14 protein-coding genes are annotated in these 17,481 nt (G+C 62.6%); 6 read left to right on the plus strand and 8 right to left on the minus strand.

The window, feature by feature from the left end:
- Nucleotides 1-20: 20 nt before the first annotated feature.
- The 5 genes from carA to grpE all read right to left on the minus strand — a co-directional run bounded on the left by carA (nucleotide 21) and on the right by grpE (nucleotide 6,208).
- Nucleotides 21-1,157 carry a glutamine-hydrolyzing carbamoyl-phosphate synthase small subunit gene (gene carA, locus E5221_RS24625; RefSeq protein ID WP_013974294.1) on the minus strand — a complete coding sequence of 379 codons (1,137 nt, stop codon included), beginning with the start codon at nucleotides 1,155-1,157 and terminating at the stop codon, nucleotides 21-23.
- Between the two features lie 327 nt (nucleotides 1,158-1,484).
- Entirely contained in the window at nucleotides 1,485-2,291 is an 807-nt protein-coding gene (gene dapB, locus E5221_RS24630) for a 4-hydroxy-tetrahydrodipicolinate reductase (protein ID WP_015271866.1), read from the minus strand.
- A gap of 13 nt (nucleotides 2,292-2,304) precedes the next feature.
- On the minus strand, nucleotides 2,305-3,426 hold the full coding sequence (dnaJ, locus tag E5221_RS24635; RefSeq protein WP_061551378.1) for a molecular chaperone DnaJ: 1,122 nt from the start codon (nucleotides 3,424-3,426) through the stop codon (nucleotides 2,305-2,307).
- Between the two features lie 197 nt (nucleotides 3,427-3,623).
- Nucleotides 3,624-5,549 (minus strand): molecular chaperone DnaK, encoded by a 1,926-nt coding sequence (dnaK, locus tag E5221_RS24640; RefSeq protein WP_182328936.1) that lies wholly within the window; start codon nucleotides 5,547-5,549, stop codon nucleotides 3,624-3,626.
- Nucleotides 5,550-5,650: 101 nt separating this feature from the next.
- Nucleotides 5,651-6,208, minus strand: coding sequence for a nucleotide exchange factor GrpE (gene grpE, locus E5221_RS24645; RefSeq protein WP_003258073.1), 558 nt, complete (start codon nucleotides 6,206-6,208; stop codon nucleotides 5,651-5,653).
- Between the two features lie 191 nt (nucleotides 6,209-6,399).
- On the opposite strand from grpE, the gene recN reads away from it, so the two are divergent.
- Nucleotides 6,400-8,073 carry a DNA repair protein RecN gene (gene recN, locus E5221_RS24650; RefSeq protein WP_061551376.1) on the plus strand — a complete coding sequence of 558 codons (1,674 nt, stop codon included), beginning with the start codon at nucleotides 6,400-6,402 and terminating at the stop codon, nucleotides 8,071-8,073.
- 191 nt (nucleotides 8,074-8,264) lie between these two features.
- Here recN and fur read toward each other — a convergent pair whose 3' ends face one another.
- The gene (fur, locus tag E5221_RS24655) at nucleotides 8,265-8,669 is read right to left on the minus strand and encodes a ferric iron uptake transcriptional regulator (RefSeq protein ID WP_015271870.1); all 405 of its coding nucleotides are present in this window, start codon (nucleotides 8,667-8,669) and stop codon (nucleotides 8,265-8,267) included.
- 97 nt (nucleotides 8,670-8,766) lie between these two features.
- Here fur and bamE point away from each other — a divergent pair, with 97 nt between their 5' ends.
- The gene (gene bamE, locus E5221_RS24660) at nucleotides 8,767-9,300 is read left to right on the plus strand and encodes an outer membrane protein assembly factor BamE (protein WP_025340711.1); all 534 of its coding nucleotides are present in this window, start codon (nucleotides 8,767-8,769) and stop codon (nucleotides 9,298-9,300) included.
- 61 nt (nucleotides 9,301-9,361) lie between these two features.
- On the opposite strand, the gene E5221_RS24665 is transcribed toward bamE, so the two are convergent.
- The gene (locus tag E5221_RS24665; RefSeq protein ID WP_003258078.1) at nucleotides 9,362-9,796 is read right to left on the minus strand and encodes a type II toxin-antitoxin system RatA family toxin; all 435 of its coding nucleotides are present in this window, start codon (nucleotides 9,794-9,796) and stop codon (nucleotides 9,362-9,364) included.
- Nucleotides 9,797-9,958: 162 nt separating this feature from the next.
- Here E5221_RS24665 and smpB point away from each other — a divergent pair, with 162 nt between their 5' ends.
- Nucleotides 9,959-10,441, plus strand: a complete 483-nt coding sequence (gene smpB / locus E5221_RS24670; RefSeq protein WP_013974300.1) for an SsrA-binding protein SmpB — start codon at nucleotides 9,959-9,961, stop codon at nucleotides 10,439-10,441.
- Between the two features lie 135 nt (nucleotides 10,442-10,576).
- Here the strand turns inward: smpB and E5221_RS24675 are convergent, their stop codons facing one another.
- On the minus strand, nucleotides 10,577-11,344 hold the full coding sequence (locus tag E5221_RS24675; RefSeq protein WP_013974301.1) for an FCD domain-containing protein: 768 nt from the start codon (nucleotides 11,342-11,344) through the stop codon (nucleotides 10,577-10,579).
- Nucleotides 11,345-11,600: 256 nt separating this feature from the next.
- Here E5221_RS24675 and E5221_RS24680 point away from each other — a divergent pair, with 256 nt between their 5' ends.
- The 3 genes from E5221_RS24680 (at nucleotide 11,601) to E5221_RS24690 (ending at nucleotide 17,366) form a co-directional block, all read left to right on the plus strand.
- Entirely contained in the window at nucleotides 11,601-13,271 is a 1,671-nt protein-coding gene (locus tag E5221_RS24680) for a lactate permease LctP family transporter (protein WP_015271872.1), read from the plus strand.
- A 63-nt stretch (nucleotides 13,272-13,334) separates the two neighbouring features.
- The gene (gene lldD, locus E5221_RS24685) at nucleotides 13,335-14,480 is read left to right on the plus strand and encodes an FMN-dependent L-lactate dehydrogenase LldD (protein ID WP_025340713.1); all 1,146 of its coding nucleotides are present in this window, start codon (nucleotides 13,335-13,337) and stop codon (nucleotides 14,478-14,480) included.
- 75 nt (nucleotides 14,481-14,555) lie between these two features.
- Nucleotides 14,556-17,366, plus strand: coding sequence for an FAD-binding and (Fe-S)-binding domain-containing protein (locus E5221_RS24690; protein WP_247846577.1), 2,811 nt, complete (start codon nucleotides 14,556-14,558; stop codon nucleotides 17,364-17,366).
- The last annotated feature ends 115 nt before the right edge of the window (nucleotides 17,367-17,481 follow it).

Below are 17,481 nucleotides of genomic sequence, written 5' to 3' on the forward strand. Positions count from 1 at the left end.
GGGGCCTTGAAGCAGGATGCTCAGCGGCGCTTGGCCATGGCATCGATGAAACGATCGAACAGTGGCGCGACGTCGGTCGGGCCTGGGCTCGCTTCAGGGTGGCCCTGGAAGCTGAACGCGCTCTTGTCGGTACGCTCGATACCCTGCAGGGTGCCGTCGAACAGCGACTTGTGGATGGCGCGGACGTTACCCGGCAGGGTGGCCTCGTCAACGGCAAAGCCGTGGTTCTGGCTGGTGATCATGACCACACCGGTGTCCAGATCCTGGACCGGGTGGTTGGCACCGTGGTGGCCATGGCCCATTTTCACGGTCTTGGCGCCAGAAGCCAGGGCCAGCAGCTGGTGGCCCAGGCAGATACCGAATACCGGGATCTCGGTCTCGAGGATTTCCTTGATCGCCTGGATGGCGTAGTCGCAAGGCTCGGGGTCACCAGGGCCGTTGGACAGGAAAACGCCGTCCGGGTTGAGTGCCAGCACTTCGCTGGCCGGAGTCTGGGCCGGCACCACGGTCACGCGGCAGCCACGGGCAACCAGCATGCGCAGGATGTTCAGCTTGACGCCGTAGTCGAAGGCGACCACGTGGTAAGGCAGGTCAGCGGCTTCGATGGTCGGATGGCTGTCGGTCTTCAGTTCCCACACGCTGGAGCGCCACTCGTAGCGTTCCTTGGTGGAAACGACCTTGGCCAAGTCCATGCCCTTCAGGCCCGGGAAGGCGCGGGCAGCGGCGATGGCGGCTTCTTCGCTGATGTTGTCACCGGCGAGGATGCAACCGTTCTGAGCGCCCTTTTCACGCAGGATTCGGGTCAGGCGACGGGTGTCGATGCCGGCGATGGCGACGACGTTGTTGGCCTTGAGGTACTCAGGCAGCGACTGGGTGTTACGCCAGTTGCTGGCCAGCAGCGGCAGGTCACGAATGACCAGGCCAGCGGACCAGACGCGGTTCGACTCGGCGTCTTCCGGGGTAGTACCGGTATTGCCGATGTGCGGGTAGGTCAGGGTAACGATTTGCTGCGCATAGGAAGGGTCTGTAAGGATTTCCTGGTAGCCGGTCATAGCGGTGTTGAATACCACCTCACCAACGGTCTGACCGTCGGCACCGATAGCTTCACCGCGGAAAATACTGCCGTCGGCAAGGGCGAGTATGGCTGGCTTTGTCAAGAAGACCTCCCGTAAATCAAGCATGAAAGGGCGATCGCAGGTTGCAAAAAAGCGGAGTGACGTATGGACACGTCACCCCGCTTTCATGTGCTGAATTCAATTCGCTGCGCGCTTTTAGTGGACACACTAAAGCTGTAGCTTACAGAAAAGTGCGTTTTCGGTCTACCGTGGATGTGTCTCTAAAACACATCAATGCGACAGGCTGACATCTGTGCCAGCTTCTTCGCGGGTAAACCCGCTCCTACAGGGATAGCGCCATGCCTGAGGGCAACGCTGTACCTGTAGGAGCGGGTTTACCCGCGAAGAAGCCAACACAGTTCAAACTGCTTAACGCAGCTCGAGCACATCCTGCATGTCGTACAGGCCAGGCTCGCGCCCGTCCAGCCACAGCGCCGCACGCACGGCGCCCTTGGCAAAGGTCATGCGGCTGGAAGCCTTGTGGGTAATCTCGACGCGCTCGCCTTCAGCGGCGAACAGCACTGTATGGTCACCCACCACATCACCGGCACGCACGGTGGCGAAGCCGATGGTCTGACGCTCACGTGCACCGGTCTGCCCTTCACGGCCATACACGGCCACTTCCTGCAGGTTGCGACCCAGCGCCTGGGCAACGACTTCACCCATGCGCAGCGCGGTGCCCGACGGCGCATCGACCTTGTGCCGGTGGTGCGCCTCGAGGATTTCGATATCCACATCGTCACCCAGCACGCGCGCTGCGGTATCCAGCAGCTTAAGGCACAGGTTGACGCCGACACTGAAGTTGGCGGCAAAAACGATCGGGATTTCCTTGCCGGCCTCGGCCAGCAGCTGCTTCTCTTCCGGCGTGAAGCCAGTAGTACCAATGACCATGGCCTTGCCCGCCTTGCGGCAGAACGCCAGGTTCTTCAGGGTCACCGAAGGGTGAGTGAAATCGATCAGCACGTCGAACTCGTCGACCACCTTGGACAGGTCGTCGGAAATCGGCACACCAATACGGCCCAGGGCCGCCAGCTCACCAGCATCAGCCCCTACCAGCGAGCTGTCCGGGCGGTCGATCGCCGCCGTCAGGCCCGCCTGGGGAGCCTGTTGCTGCACGGCTTCGACGAGGGTCTTGCCCATCCGCCCTGCCGCGCCCATCACTGCAATACGTCGCATAGCCATTTCCTTGTCAGAGATCGCCGAAGAAGCGCTTCACGCCATCGAACCAGCCACTGGCCTTGGGCGAGTGGGAGCTATCGCCTTCCAGCGAATCACGCAGCTCTTCGAGCAACTCGCGCTGGCGGCGGCTGAGGTTGACCGGGGTTTCCACCGCCACGCGGCACAGCAGGTCACCCGCACCACCACCGCGCACCGGGGCAACACCCTTGCCGCGCAGGCGGAACTGCTTGCCGGTCTGGGTACCTTCCGGGATCTTCAGCTTCACCCGCCCATCGAGGGTCGGCACTTCCAGCTCGCCACCCAAGGCGGCATCGGTGTAGCTGATCGGTACTTCGCAGTACAGATGCTTGCCATCTCGCTGGAAGATCTCGTGCTCACGCACGTTGATCACCACATACAGGTCGCCGGTCGGGCCACCATGGGTACCGGCCTCGCCCTCGCCCGACAGACGGATGCGGTCGCCGGTATCGACACCTGCCGGCACCTTGACCGACAGCGTCTTGTATTCCTCGACACGGCCTTCGCCGTGGCACGAGGTGCAGGGGTCGGTAATGATCTTGCCCTGACCATGGCAGCGCGGGCAGGTCTGCTGTACCGAGAAGAAGCCCTGCTGCATGCGAACCTGGCCGATACCGCCACAAGTCGGGCAGGTAGATGGGGTCGAGCCCTTCTTGGCACCGGAGCCGTCGCACGGCTGGCAGTTGACCAGGGTGGGCACACGGATGCTGACCGTGGTGCCACGTACCGCTTCTTCCAGGTTCAGTTCCAGGGTGTAGCGCAGGTCGCTGCCGCGCTGGGCGCCGCCACGCGAGCCGCCACGGCCGCCCCCGAAGAAGTCGCTGAACACATCACCGAAGATGTCGGAGAAGTTGGCACCACCGAACCCGGCGCCACCACCCATGCTCGGGTCGACACCCGCATGACCGTACTGGTCGAACGCAGCACGCTTGCTGGCGTCAGACAGCACTTCGTAGGCCTCGTTGGCCTCCTTGAACTTGTCTTCCGACTCTTTGTCGCCCGGGTTGCGGTCCGGATGGTACTTCATCGCCAGGCGACGGTAAGCCTTCTTGAGGTCTGATTCGCTGGCGCCGCGCTCGACACCCAATACCTCATAATAATCACGCTTGGACATAGGTCATTTGCACCTTGTTGGGCGTCTGGCATCTACGCCGCGCCATCAGCACCCGCCCTTTGCCCACCAGGGCCACCGACAGATGCTGTAAAAATTCTCGAATTCCAGATACGCCAACGCGGGAGCAAGCCCCCGCGCGGCGACATCCTACCAGCTCACCACCAAACGGCGGCGAACTGGCCGACAACATGCAGGGATTACTGCTTGTTGTTGTCTTTCACTTCTTCGAACTCAGCGTCAACCACGTCATCGTGCTTGGCTTCCGGCTCGGCCTGCTGCGCGCCGCCCTGAGGCTGTTCGGCCGACTGCTCGGCGTACATCTTCTGGGCAACCGGCGCCGAAACCTTCGACAGCTCTTCGACCTTGGCGTCGATGGCAGCCTTGTCGTCGCCTTTGACAGCGGCTTCCAGGGCAACAACGGCAGCCTCGATGGCGGCTTTCTCTTCAGCGGTAACCTTGTCACCAGCGTCAGCGACCATCTTGCGGGTCGAGTGAACCAGCGCGTCACCCTGGTTACGGGCAGCAGCCAATTCTTCGAACTTGCGGTCCTCCTCGGCGTTGGCCTCGGCGTCACGCACCATGCGCTCGATTTCTTCGTCCGACAGGCCGGAGTTGGCCTTGATCACGATCGACTGCGACTTGCCGGTAGCCTTGTCCTTGGCACTGACGTGCAGGATGCCGTTGGCGTCGATGTCGAAGGTTACTTCGATCTGTGGAACGCCACGTGGAGCCGGCGGAATGTCAGCCAGGTCGAACTTGCCCAGCGACTTGTTCTGTGCAGCCTGCTTGCGCTCACCCTGCAGCACGTGAATGGTCACGGCACCCTGGTTGTCGTCGGCAGTCGAGAACACCTGCGACTTCTTGGTCGGGATGGTGGTGTTCTTCTCGATCAGCGAAGTCATCACGCCACCCATGGTTTCGATACCAAGGGTCAGCGGGCTGACGTCCAGCAGCAGTACGTCTTTGACGTCACCAGCCAGCACCGCGCCCTGGATGGCAGCACCCATGGCCACGGCTTCGTCCGGGTTGACGTCCTTGCGCGCTTCTTTGCCGAAGAAGTCGGCAACGGCTTTCTGTACCAGTGGCATACGGGTCTGGCCACCGACCAGGATCACATCATCGATCTTGCTGGCATCGATGCCGGCGTCTTTCAGAGCGATGCGGCAAGGCTCGATGGTACGGGTGACCAGGTCTTCGACCAGCGACTCCAGCTTGGCGCGGGAGATTTTCACGTTCAGGTGCTTCGGACCGGTAGCGTCTGCAGTGATGTACGGCAGGTTGACGTCGGTCGACTGAGCGGAGGACAGCTCGATCTTGGCCTTTTCAGCGGCTTCTTTCAGACGCTGCAGCGCCAGCGGATCGTTCTTCAGGTCCATGCCGGACTCTTTCTTGAACTCATCGACGAGGTAGTCGATCAGGCGCATGTCGAAGTCTTCGCCACCCAGGAAGGTGTCACCGTTGGTAGCCAGTACTTCGAACTGGTGCTCACCATCGACTTCGGCAATCTCGATGACCGAAACGTCGAAGGTACCACCACCCAGGTCATAAACGATGACGGTGTGGTCGCCCTTGGCCTTGTCCATGCCGTAAGCCAGTGCAGCGGCAGTCGGCTCGTTGATGATGCGTTTTACATCCAGGCCAGCGATGCGACCGGCATCCTTGGTGGCCTGACGCTGACTGTCATTGAAGTAGGCCGGAACGGTGATGACCGCTTCGGTAACTGGCTCGCCGAGGTAGTCTTCGGCGGTTTTCTTCATTTTCTTCAGGACTTCGGCGCTGATCTGCGGCGGAGCCATGTCCTTGCCACTGGCCTGCACCCAGGCGTCACCATTGCTGGCCTTGACGATCTTGTAAGGCACCAGCTTGATGTCTTTCTGTACAACATCTTCTTCGAAGCGGCGGCCGATCAGGCGCTTCACTGCGAACAGAGTGTTGTGCGGGTTGGTGACCGCCTGACGCTTGGCCGACTGACCAACCAGGATTTCGCCATCATTGGCGTAGGCCACGATCGAAGGGGTGGTACGCGCACCTTCGGCGTTTTCGATGACCTTGACGTTACCGTTTTCCAGAACAGAGACGCACGAGTTGGTGGTCCCCAGGTCGATACCGATGATTTTACCCATGTTAACTCTCCCGAAACTTGAATTTGGTAGCAGCGACTACTTTGGCCAACTGCGGTAATACTTGAAGGCTTGACACCTAGATGGGGATGCCCGGATGGATTTCAAGCCTTTTCATTGATCGAGGGTTGCGCCGCGCTTGGCGCCTTGCTGACCACCACCATGGCGGGGCGCAGCAGGCGACCGTTGAGCAGATAGCCCTTCTGGAACACGTTCAGCACGCTGTTCGGCTCTACTTCGGCGTTTTCCTGCATGGCCATGGCCTGGTGGTGCTCTGGGTTGAACGGCTGGCCGTGCGGGTCGACTGCTTCGAGGTTGTAGCGCTTGAGAGTGTCCTGGAACATCTTCAGGGTCAGCTCGACACCCTCGCGGATCTGCTTGACGTGCTCATCGTCGGCACTGGAGTGCGCCAGGGCCAGCTCCAGGCTGTCGATCACCGGCAGCAGGTCGCCCGAGAACTTCTCGAGGGCAAACTTGTGTGCTTTCTCGACATCCTGCTCGGCACGACGACGAGCGTTCTGCACGTCGGCAACGGCGCGCAGCGCCTGGTCCTTGGCGGCGGCCAGCTGCTCCTCGAGTTCCAGGACGCGGGCATCGGCAGCATTACCTGCACCGGTCTCTTCGACGTTAAGGTCTTTCTCGTTCAGCTGTTCGTCAGCCATGGGGTCTCTCCTGCGCAATTTTGTGGACTGCGAGCCAGGCTCGCCATTGATGTCGGCTATATGGGGCCGGAAAAACCAGCTTCAAGGGGCAAGGTCGTTTTCCCGGCTGCAACAGAATCTGCCAAGGGGCATTGGCAGGCCTGAAAAAAGTACTGTATAAATAACCAGACCTGACTTTCGGGAGCCGCCCCATGCTGGTGCACCTGTCCATTCACAACTACGCCATCGTCGAGCACCTCGACCTCGAGATCGCCCGAGGCATGTCCGTCATCACCGGTGAGACCGGTGCAGGCAAATCGATCATGCTCGATGCCCTCGGTCTGGCCCTGGGCGACCGGGCCGACAGTGGCGTGGTGCGCCCCGGCACGGACAAGGCAGACATCCTCGCCACCTTCGACCTGGTGGACATCCCCGAGGCGCATGCCTGGCTGGCCGAGCGTGACCTGGACAACGACGGCCTGTGCATCCTGCGCCGGGTGATCACCGCCGAAGGCCGCAGCCGCGGCTACATCAATGGCACCCCCTGCCCGCTCGGCGACCTCAAGGCACTGGGCGAGCTGCTGATCGATATCCACAGCCAGCACGAGCACCAGTCACTACTCAAGACCGACACCCATCGCCGCCTGCTCGACGAGTACGCCGGCGCCGTCGACCTGGCCCGTCAGGTACAGCTGGCGGCCAAGCGCTGGAACCAGACCCGCCTGGAGCTGGAGCGCCTGTCCAACTCCGGCGATGAGCAGCGCGCCCGCCATCAGCTGCTGAGCTACCAGCTGGAGGAACTGGACAACCTCGGCCTGGGTGAATACGAACTGGAGCAGTTGGAGCAGGAACACAAGAACCTGACCAGCGCCGAAGCCTTGTTCGGCATCTGCCGCCAAGTCATCGACCAGTGCAGCGAAAGCGATTCGGGCAACGTGCTCAGCGCCCTCACCTCCAGCCTCAACCGCCTGGGTGCCGCCCCCAACTCGCCAAAGGCACTGGGCGAAGCGGCCAACCTGATCGCCAGCGCGCAGATTCAGGTCGAGGAAGCCGTGGGCGAGCTCAATCGTTTCCTCGACAACTTCGACGCCGACCCCATGCGCCTGCAGGCATTGGAAGAACGCCTCGACACTATCTATACGCTGGCACGCAAACACCGAGTGCACCCAACCGAACTGCCCCACCTGCAGCAGCAACTGATGGAAGAGCTGGAGGGCCTGAACGCCAGTGACGAGTCGATCGAGCGATTGGGTGAAGAACTGGCCGCTTTCGCCCAGCATTATAAAGAGAAGGCGCTGGAGCTCAGCGCGCTGCGCCAGCAGGCCGCCCAGCAGTTGGCGGTGGCCGTCGAGCAGGAGATCCAGCGCCTGGGCATGCCTGGCGGGCGCTTCTGTATCGCACTTACACCCAATGAAGGAGCAGACCTTTCGCCCCATGGCCTGGAGCAGATCGAGCTACTGGTCAGCGCCAACCCTGGCCAACCGCTCAAGGGCCTGGCCAAGGTGGCCTCAGGCGGTGAACTGTCCCGCATCAGCCTGGCGATCCAGGTGATTACCGCGCAGACCTCGCGCATTCCCACCCTGGTGTTCGACGAAGTCGACGTCGGTATCGGCGGGCCTACTGCCGAAATCGTCGGCCAATTGCTGCGCCGCTTGGGCGAGCGAGGCCAGGTGCTGACCGTAACCCACCTGCCGCAAGTAGCAGCACAAGGTCATCACCACCTGTTCGTACACAAGGTGCGCAATAGCGACACTACCCACACCGCCGTGGCCAATCTGGGCAAGCGCGAGCGGGTCGAGGAAGTGGCGAGGATGCTGGGCGGCATAGACCTGACCAAGGAATCCCTGGCGCATGCGCGCAAGATGGTTGTAAGCGGCAAGGCCTGAACCCTTCTTTTTCAGGCCCATTCGCGGGTAAACCCGCTCCCACAGGATATTCACCGGGCCTGAGCCTGCGCAGTACCTGTGGGAGCGGGTTTACCCGCGAAGAGGCCGGCACAAACGACACCGCTCTCTACCTCAGAAAGCACAAAGGCGACCCGAAGGTCGCCTTTGCCATTCATAACGATAAGAAATCGTTACTTCTTTTTACGTACGTACAGGACCAGATTGTGATCCACCAGCTCGTAGCCATGCTCGGCCACGATTTCGCGCTGGCGTTTCTCGATCTCGGCATCCATGAACTCGATGACTTCACTGGTCTCCACGTTGACCATATGGTCGTGATGACCGCCATCGGCCAGTTCGAACACCGCATGACCGCCGTCGAAGTTGTGGCGAACCACCAGACCCGCCGCTTCGAACTGGGTCAGTACGCGGTAGACGGTGGCCAGGCCCACGTCCTCGCCAGCCTCCATCAGCGCCTTGTAGACATCCTCGGCGCTCATGTGACGCTGCTCGGTGGAGTCGAGCATCTGAAGGATCTTGACTCGAGGCAGGGTCACCTTGAGACCGGCTTTGCGCAATTCGCTATTTTCAACCATGGTCAGCTTTCTCGCCGATGCTGCTTCGCAGCTTCTCTTAATACGGGTATGATCGGGGTTTACGTTGTCCAGCCAAGATAGTGGAAGTCGCCCACCGATGCAAAACACCAAGCTCTTGCTAACCAGCCTCACCCTAGTGGGACTGCTCGCACTCGCCGGTTGCTCGTTTCCCGGGGTTTACAAAATCGACATCCAGCAGGGCAATGTCGTTACGCAAGACATGATAGACCAATTGCGCCCCGGAATGACCCGCCGGCAAGTAAGGTTTATCATGGGTAACCCGCTAATCCAGGACACCTTCAACACCAACCGTTGGGATTACCTGTACAGCCTGCAGCCAGGCGGCGGCAAACGCCAGCAGGAACGCATGAGCGTGTTCTTCAACGAAAGCGACCAGTTGGTGAGCCTGTCCGGCGACTTCATGCCAGGCGTCAGCCGCGACCAGGAAATCCTCGGTGGCAGCAGCGACACCACGGTCAGCCCGGCCAACCAGCCAGAGCAGCCAACCGTGCAGCCTGAAGAAAAACCGGCCAAGCCAGGTTCGGTGGAAGAATCCATCCAGCGCGAAATCGACACCATCGAGACCACCCCGGTCCCGACTCCAGCGCCGCTGGAAACCTCGCCTCAATAAGCGGCGAGCAGATACAAAAAAGCCCGGACTTGGTCCGGGCTTTTTGTTGCCGCTGTTTCAGTCAGGCATTCAGTTGCTTGGCACGCTGGCAAAAGGCATCCACCAGCGTATTTGCCGCCTGGTTGAACAGCGGCCCCAAAGTCGCGCGCACCAGCGGGCCAGCATAGTCGAACGAAAGGTCCAGGCTGATCTTGCAGGCCTTTTCACCCAGCGGCTTGAACACCCAAAGGCCATGTAACTGGGTGAACGGCCCTTCCTCCAGGTTCATCTCGATAGACTGCCCCGGCACCAGTACATTGCGCGTGACGAAGTGCTGGCTCATGCCGCCCTTGGCCACTTCGAGCTTGGCACGCATGTGCGTGTCGCTGGCTTCGATCACCGTCGAGGCCGAGCACCAAGGCAGAAACTGCGGGTAGCTGGCCACATCGTTGACCAGATCGTAGAGCGCCTGGGCGGGATACGGCAGCAGGGCGGAGCGTTGAATATGGGTAGTCATCCAGGCATCACTTCCAAGGCTGGGTGGCGGCGCTTCGCAGCGTGCCGAAAACAGGTTCTGTCGCAAAGACAGGGGCTGTATTGTCCGGTATTCATTGCAGTGGCTCAAGCACACCGAAATCCCATAGCCGACGACGCGGCGACTGCCTATAATGCCGCCCCTATGGCTAAACAAAAGAAACATCCGACCGGGACCATCGCGCAGAACAAGAAGGCGCGACACGATTACTTCATCGAACACAAGTTCGAGGCCGGGCTGGTCCTGTCCGGCTGGGAAGTAAAAAGCCTGCGAGCCGGCAAGGCGCACCTGACTGACAGCTACGTGCTGCTGAAGGACGGTGAGGCCTGGCTGTTCGGCAGCCACATCACCCCGCTGACCACGGCCAGCACCCACGTCATAGCCGACCCCATCCGCACTCGCAAGCTGCTGCTGAACAAGCGCGAGCTCGAGCGCCTGGAAGCGGCCGTGGCGCAAAAAGGCTACACCTGCGTGGCCCTGGCGCTGTACTGGAGCAAGCACCTGATCAAGTGCGAAATCGCACTGGGCAAGGGCAAGAAGGAATTCGACAAGCGCGACACCATGCGCGAGCGCGATTCCAACCGCGAGCTGCAGCGGGCTGTGCGGAACAAGGGCAAGGAAGAGTAATACCTCTTCTTCAGCCTGCTCCGGCCTCTTCGCGGGTAAACCCGCTCCCACAGGATTAACACTGAGTTCAGATTCGGTGCGGTCTCTGTGGGAGCGGGTTTACCCGCGAAGAGGCCAGCACTGCCAGTACAAATCTCAACGCCCGCTACGCCGCTCCGCCCGCGCCACTCGCTGCGCTTCTTCATGCGCCTCTTCCAGCACCTCCTGCACATACAGAATGTGCCGGCTGGACACTTCCCGCGCATCCTCCGCCCTGCCCTCGACTATCGCCAGGTACAGCTCCCGGTGCTGGCTGATCAGCATGTCCCGGGTCTCGGTCCGTTGCTGGTACATGCCGCCGATGTTGGTCACCACGTTGCGCTTGAGCAGGTCGAACAAGCCCCGAATGGTGTGCAGCAACACGGCATTATGGCTGGCCTCGGCAATCGCCAGGTGGAAGCGCGCATCGGCCGCGCCTTCCTCCGCCCGGGTCACTTCGTCGGCCCTGGCATAGCAGTCCTGCAGCGCATCGAAGGCCGCCTTGAGGCGCGCCCGGTCGGGCTGGGTGGCGCGCTGGGCCGCGTAGTAGGCGCAGGACGCCTCCAGGGTATGGCGGAATTCGAGCAGGTCACGCTGCGCCTCGGCACTGTGCTCAAGCAGTTGCAGCAATGGGTCGCTGAAAGTGGACCCCAGAGACTCGGCGACAAAATTGCCCCCACCCTGGCGGCTGACCAGCAGCCCCTTGGCCACCAGCTTCTGGATCGCCTCACGCAGTGATGGGCGGGACACGCCGAACTGCTCGGCAAGGACGCGCTCGGCCGGCAGCCGCTGACCAGACGTCAGCGTACCTTCCAGAATCATCCCTTCCAACCGATCGACGATGTCGTCGGACAGGCGCCGTTGGCGGACCTGATCAAAAACCATCACATGCTCTCCACAAACCCCCGGCAGATTTCAGGGGGCGCCTATTCTCGCCGATCCGGGCCTTGCAAACACCCACCAGGCGACGATTTTCCCCGCCCATCAGATGCCCACTCATCGGCACACGACCAAAGTTTTGCACGGGACAAATTGACACACCCACGAAGACGCTTTTAACCTAGCGCCCAGCCATTGTAAATTGGTCTTACCAATTATCCAATGCCAGTGCCTGACCAACAACAATTAGGGGCCACCCCATATGCAAACCTGGCAACAAATCTATAGTCCGCTTGGTAGTCTTGGCCTGTCCGCACTGGCGGCGGTCATTCCCATCGTCTTCTTCTTCCTCGCCCTCGCCGTATTCCGCCTCAAAGGCCACGTGGCCGGCAGCATCACCCTCGCATTGTCGATCCTGGTGGCGATCTTCGCCTTCCAGATGCCTGTCGACATGGCATTCGCCGCTGCGGGTTATGGCTTCCTCTACGGCCTCTGGCCGATTGCCTGGATCATCGTTGCCGCGGTGTTCCTGTACAAACTCACGGTCAAGAGCGGCCAGTTCGAAGTGATCCGCAGCTCGGTGCTGTCGATTACCGATGACCAGCGCCTGCAAGTGCTGCTGATCGGCTTCTGCTTCGGTGCCTTCCTGGAAGGAGCGGCAGGCTTTGGCGCACCGGTGGCAATCACTGCCGCGCTGCTGGTGGGCCTGGGCTTCAACCCGCTGTACGCCGCCGGCCTGTGCCTGATCGCCAACACCGCGCCAGTGGCCTTCGGCGCCCTGGGCATCCCGATCATCGTGGCCGGCCAGGTCACCGGCATCGACGCCTTCCACATCGGCGCCATGACCGGTCGCCAGCTGCCGCTGCTGTCGCTGTTCGTGCCGTTCTGGCTGGTATTCATGATGGACGGCCTGCGTGGCGTGAAGGAAACCTGGCCTGCCGCCCTGGTCGCCGGCCTGAGCTTCGCCGTCACCCAGTACTTCACCTCGAACTTCATCGGCCCGGAGCTGCCGGACATCACCTCGGCCCTTGCCAGCCTGATCGCCCTGACCCTGTTCCTGAAAGTCTGGCAGCCCAAGCGTTCGTTCGCCGAAGCCAAAGGCAGCGTCGGCGCCGCCGTGGTTCAGCCAAGCGGCAGCCAGCCAAGCCCCTACAGCTTTGGCGAGATCTTCAAAGCCTGGTCGCCGTTCCTGATCCTCACCGTGCTGGTCACCATCTGGACCCTGAAACCGTTCAAGGCGGCCTTCGCCCCGGGCGGCGCGATGTACAACTTCGTGTTCAACTTCGCCATCCCGCACCTCGACCAACTGGTGATCAAGACCGCACCGATCGTCGCTGCGCCAACCGCCATGCCAGCGGTGTTCAAGCTCGACCCAATCTCTGCCACCGGCACCGCGATCTTCCTCTCGGCGCTGATCTCCATGGCCGTGCTGAAGATCAACTTCAAAACTGGTCTGACCACTTTCAAGGAAACCTTCTGGGAGCTGCGCTGGCCAATCCTGTCGATCGGCATGGTGCTGGCCTTCGCCTTCGTCACCAACTACTCGGGCATGTCCTCGACCATGGCCCTGGTGCTGGCCGGTACCGGTGCCGCGTTCCCGTTCTTCTCGCCGTTCCTCGGCTGGCTGGGGGTGTTCCTGACCGGTTCCGACACCTCGTCCAACGCCCTGTTCAGCTCGCTGCAGGCCACCACTGCGCACCAGATCGGGGTCAACGACACTCTGCTGGTAGCGGCCAACACCAGCGGCGGCGTGACCGGCAAGATGATCTCGCCGCAGTCGATCGCCGTGGCCTGCGCCGCCACCGGCCTGGTTGGCAAGGAGTCCGACCTGTTCCGCTTCACCGTCAAGCACAGCCTGTTCTTCGCCACCATCGTCGGCCTGATCACCCTGATCCAGGCCTACTGGCTGACCGGCATGCTGGTTCATCACTAAAGTGAAAGGGGCCGGGCGCCATCGCGCGCCCGGCAATCCCCACACGCAACGCTGCGAGAATCCATGATCATTTCCGCCTCTACCGACTATCGCGCCGCGGCCCAACGCAAGCTGCCTCCCTTCCTGTTCCACTATGCCGACGGCGGCGCCTACGCCGAGCACACCCTGCGCCACAACGTCTCGGACCTGGCCAGCATTGCCCTGCGTCAGCGCGTGCTGAAGAACATGTCCGAGCTCAGCCTTCAGACCAGACTGTTCGACGAAACCCTGAGCATGCCGGTGGCCCTGGCCCCGGTCGGCCTCACCGGCATGTACGCCCGCCGTGGTGAAGTGCAGGCGGCGCGCGCGGCGGCTGCCCACGGTATTCCGTTCACCATGTCCACCGTGTCGGTGTGCCCGATCGAAGAAGTGGCCCCGGCCATCGACCGGCCGATGTGGTTCCAGCTGTACGTGCTCAAGGACCGCGGCTTCATGCGCAACGCCCTGGAGCGGGCCAAGGCCGCCGGGGTAAAGACCCTGGTGTTCACCGTCGACATGCCGACACCCGGCGCCCGTTACCGCGACGCCCACTCTGGCATGAGCGGCAAGAACGGTCCGCTGCGCCGTGTGCTGCAGGCCATGACCCACCCCGAGTGGGCATGGGATGTCGGCGTGATGGGGCGCCCGCACGACCTGGGCAACATTTCCACCTACCGTGGCAACCCCACCGGCCTTGCCGACTACATTGGCTGGCTGGCCAACAACTTCGACCCTTCGATCTCCTGGAAAGACCTGGAGTGGATCCGCGAGTTCTGGGACGGCCCGATGATCATCAAGGGCATCCTCGATGCCGATGACGCCCGCGATGCGGTCAGGTTCGGTGCCGACGGCATCGTCGTGTCCAACCACGGCGGCCGCCAGCTCGACGGCGTGCTGTCCAGCGCCCGTGCCCTGCCGGCAATTGCCGATGCGGTCAAAGGTGACCTGAAGATCCTCGCCGACTCCGGCATCCGTAGCGGCCTCGACGTGGTGCGCATGATCGCTCTGGGCGCCGATACCGTACTGATCGGCCGCGCCTTCCTCTACGCCCTTGCCGTGCACGGCCAGGCCGGGGTGAAGAACCTGCTGGAGCTGTTCGAGAAGGAAATGCGCGTAGCGATGGTGCTGACCGGCGCCAAGTCGATCAGCGAAATCACCCGCGACTCGCTGGTACGCGAACTGGGCGCCTGAACGCCCGCAAGAACGACCGCCTGATTGACCCGGGGCATGTGGCGCACAGACGCCACAGCCCCGCGAGGAGACTGCATGAGCCTGCCCGCCGCGTTCCTGCGTGATGCCGAGCGCCTGATCCCCGCCGAACGCCGCTTCGACGACCCCACCTCCACCCTGGCCTTCGGCACCGACGCCAGCTTCTACCGGCTGATCCCCAAGCTGGTGGTGCGCGTCGAGTCCGAAGACGAAGTGGTCGGCCTGATCAAACTGGCCCAGCGCGAGCGGGTACCGGTCACCTTCCGCGCCGCCGGCACCAGCCTGTCCGGCCAGGCCATCAGCGACTCGGTGCTGATCGTGCTGGGCGATAACTGGAACGGCCGTGAAATCCGCGGCCAAGGCGAGCAGATCCGCCTGCAACCCGGCGTCATCGGCGCCCAGGCCAATGCCTGGCTGGCCCCCTTCGGGCGCAAGATCGGCCCCGACCCGGCCTCGATCAACGCTTGCAAGATCGGCGGCATCGTCGCCAACAACGCCAGCGGCATGTGCTGCGGCACCGCGCAGAACACCTACCACACCCTGGCCGGCCTGCGCCTGGTGCTGGCCGACGGCACGCGCCTGGACAGCGAAGACCCGGCCAGCGTCGCCGCGTTCGAGGCCAGCCACGCCGACCTGCTGGAAGCACTGGCCCGCCTGGGCCGCGAGACCCGCGCCAACACTGCACTCGCCGAGCGCATCCGGCACAAATACCGGCTGAAGAACACCACCGGCCTGTCGCTGAACGCACTGGTGGACTACGACCAACCGCTGGATATCCTGCAGCACCTGCTGGTCGGTTCCGAAGGCACCTTGGGCTTCATCAGTGCCGTCACCTACGACACCGTGCCCGACCACCCGCACAAGGCCAGCGCGCTGCTGGTGTTCCCCAGCGTGGAAAGCTGCTGCCGCGCGGTGACCATACTCAAGCGCCAGCCGGTCTCGGCCGTGGAGCTGCTCGACCGCCGCAGCCTGCGCTCGGTGCAGAACATGCCCGGCATGCCGCTGTGGGTAAAAGGCCTGTCGGACAATGCCTGCGCCCTGCTGATCGAGTCCCGCGCCGCCAGCCAGAGCCTGCTGCATGAACAGCTGCAACAGGTGATGGCCTCGATCGCCGACTTCCCGCTGGAACAGCAGGTGGACTTCAGCGAAGACCCGGCCGTGTACAACCAGCTGTGGAAAATCCGCAAGGACACCTTCCCCGCCGTCGGCGCCGTGCGCCAGACCGGCACCACAGTCATCATCGAAGACGTCACCTTCCCCATCGAGCAACTGGCCGAAGGCGTCAACCGCCTGATCCAGCTGTTCGACAAGCACCGCTACGACGAAGCGATCATTTTCGGCCATGCCCTGGAAGGCAACCTGCACTTCGTCTTCACACAGGGCTTCAACAGTGCCGAGGAAGTCGCCCGCTACCAGGCCTTCATGGACGATGTGGCGCAACTGGTGGCGGTGGAGTTCGGCGGCTCGCTCAAGGCCGAGCACGGCACCGGGCGCAACATGGCACCGTTCGTGGAGCTGGAATGGGGCCATGACGCCTACCAACTGATGTGGAAGCTGAAGCGCCTGCTCGACCCCAATGGCATTCTCAACCCCGACGTGGTGCTGAGCGAAGACCCAGACATCCACCTGAAAAACCTCAAGCCGCTGCCCGCTGCCGACGAGATCGTCGACAAGTGCATCGAGTGCGGCTTCTGCGAACCGGTGTGCCCGTCCAAAGGCCTGACCCTCAGCCCGCGCCAGCGCATCGTCATGTGGCGTGACATCCAGGCCAAACAGCGCGCCGGCATCGACACCCGCGAACTGCGCCAGACCTACCAGTACCAGGGCATCGACACCTGCGCCGCCACCGGCCTGTGCGCCCAGCGCTGCCCGGTCGGCATCAACACCGGCGAACTGGTGAAGAAACTGCGCAGCCAGGCCGCCGAGCACGAAAAAACCGCCGACTGGCTGGCCGAACACTTCCACACCGCGCTGGGCGGCGCGCGCCTGACCCTGACCGCCGCCAACACCGCACGCAAGCTGCTCGGCGCCCCACGCCTGGGCCGCCTGAGCGCCTCGCTGAACAAAGCCAGCAAAGGCCGCCTGCCACAGTGGACCCCGGCGATGCCACAACCCCTGCGCCCACTGGACTTCGGCCAGGCCAGCAACGACGCCCGCCCTCGCGTGGTGTACCTGGCCGCCTGCGTCTCGCGGGTGATGGGCCCGGCCTATGCCGACCGCGAGCAAAGCTCGCTGCTGGACAAGACCCGCGCCCTGCTGGAAAAGGCCGGTTACCAGGTGGTGTTCCCCGACAACGCCGACAGCCTGTGCTGCGGCCAGCCGTTCGCCTCCAAGGGCTACCCCGAGCAGGCCGAACACAAACGCCAGGAACTGATTGCCGCCCTGCTGCACGCAAGCCGCGGCGGCCTCGACCCGATCTACTGTGACACCAGCCCCTGCACCCTGCGCCTGGTGCAAGACCTGAGCGACACCCGGCTGGACCTGTACGACCCGGTGCGCTTCATCCGCACCCACCTGCTCGAGCGCCTGGAGTTCACCCCCCAGGACGAACCAGTGGCTGTGCATGTGACCTGCAGCACCCAACACCTGGGCGAAAGCCAGGCGCTGATCGATTTGGCGCGGCGTTGCAGCAAACAGGTGGTGATCCCGGAGGGCATACACTGCTGCGGCTTTGCCGGTGACAAAGGCTTCACCACCCCCGAGCTCAACGCCCACTCGCTGCGCAGCCTGAAGGATGCGGTGCAATATTGCAGCGAAGGCATCTCCACCAGCCGCACCTGCGAGATCGGCCTGTCCAGCCATAGTGGCATCGATTACCACGGGCTGGTCTACCTTGTAGACCGCGTCACCCGGCCGCGTAGCATATGACCGTTTAACGCAAAACCTGATAGCTGCCGCAATCCCTGTGGGAGCGGGCAAGCCCGCGAACACCGGCGCAGCCGGTGCCATACACCGCGCAGCCTGCTTCGCGGGCATGCCCGCT

Origin of the sequence: Pseudomonas sp. A2 (genome assembly GCF_023100865.1) — a bacterium.
GTDB lineage: Bacteria > Pseudomonadota > Gammaproteobacteria > Pseudomonadales > Pseudomonadaceae > Aquipseudomonas > Aquipseudomonas asiatica.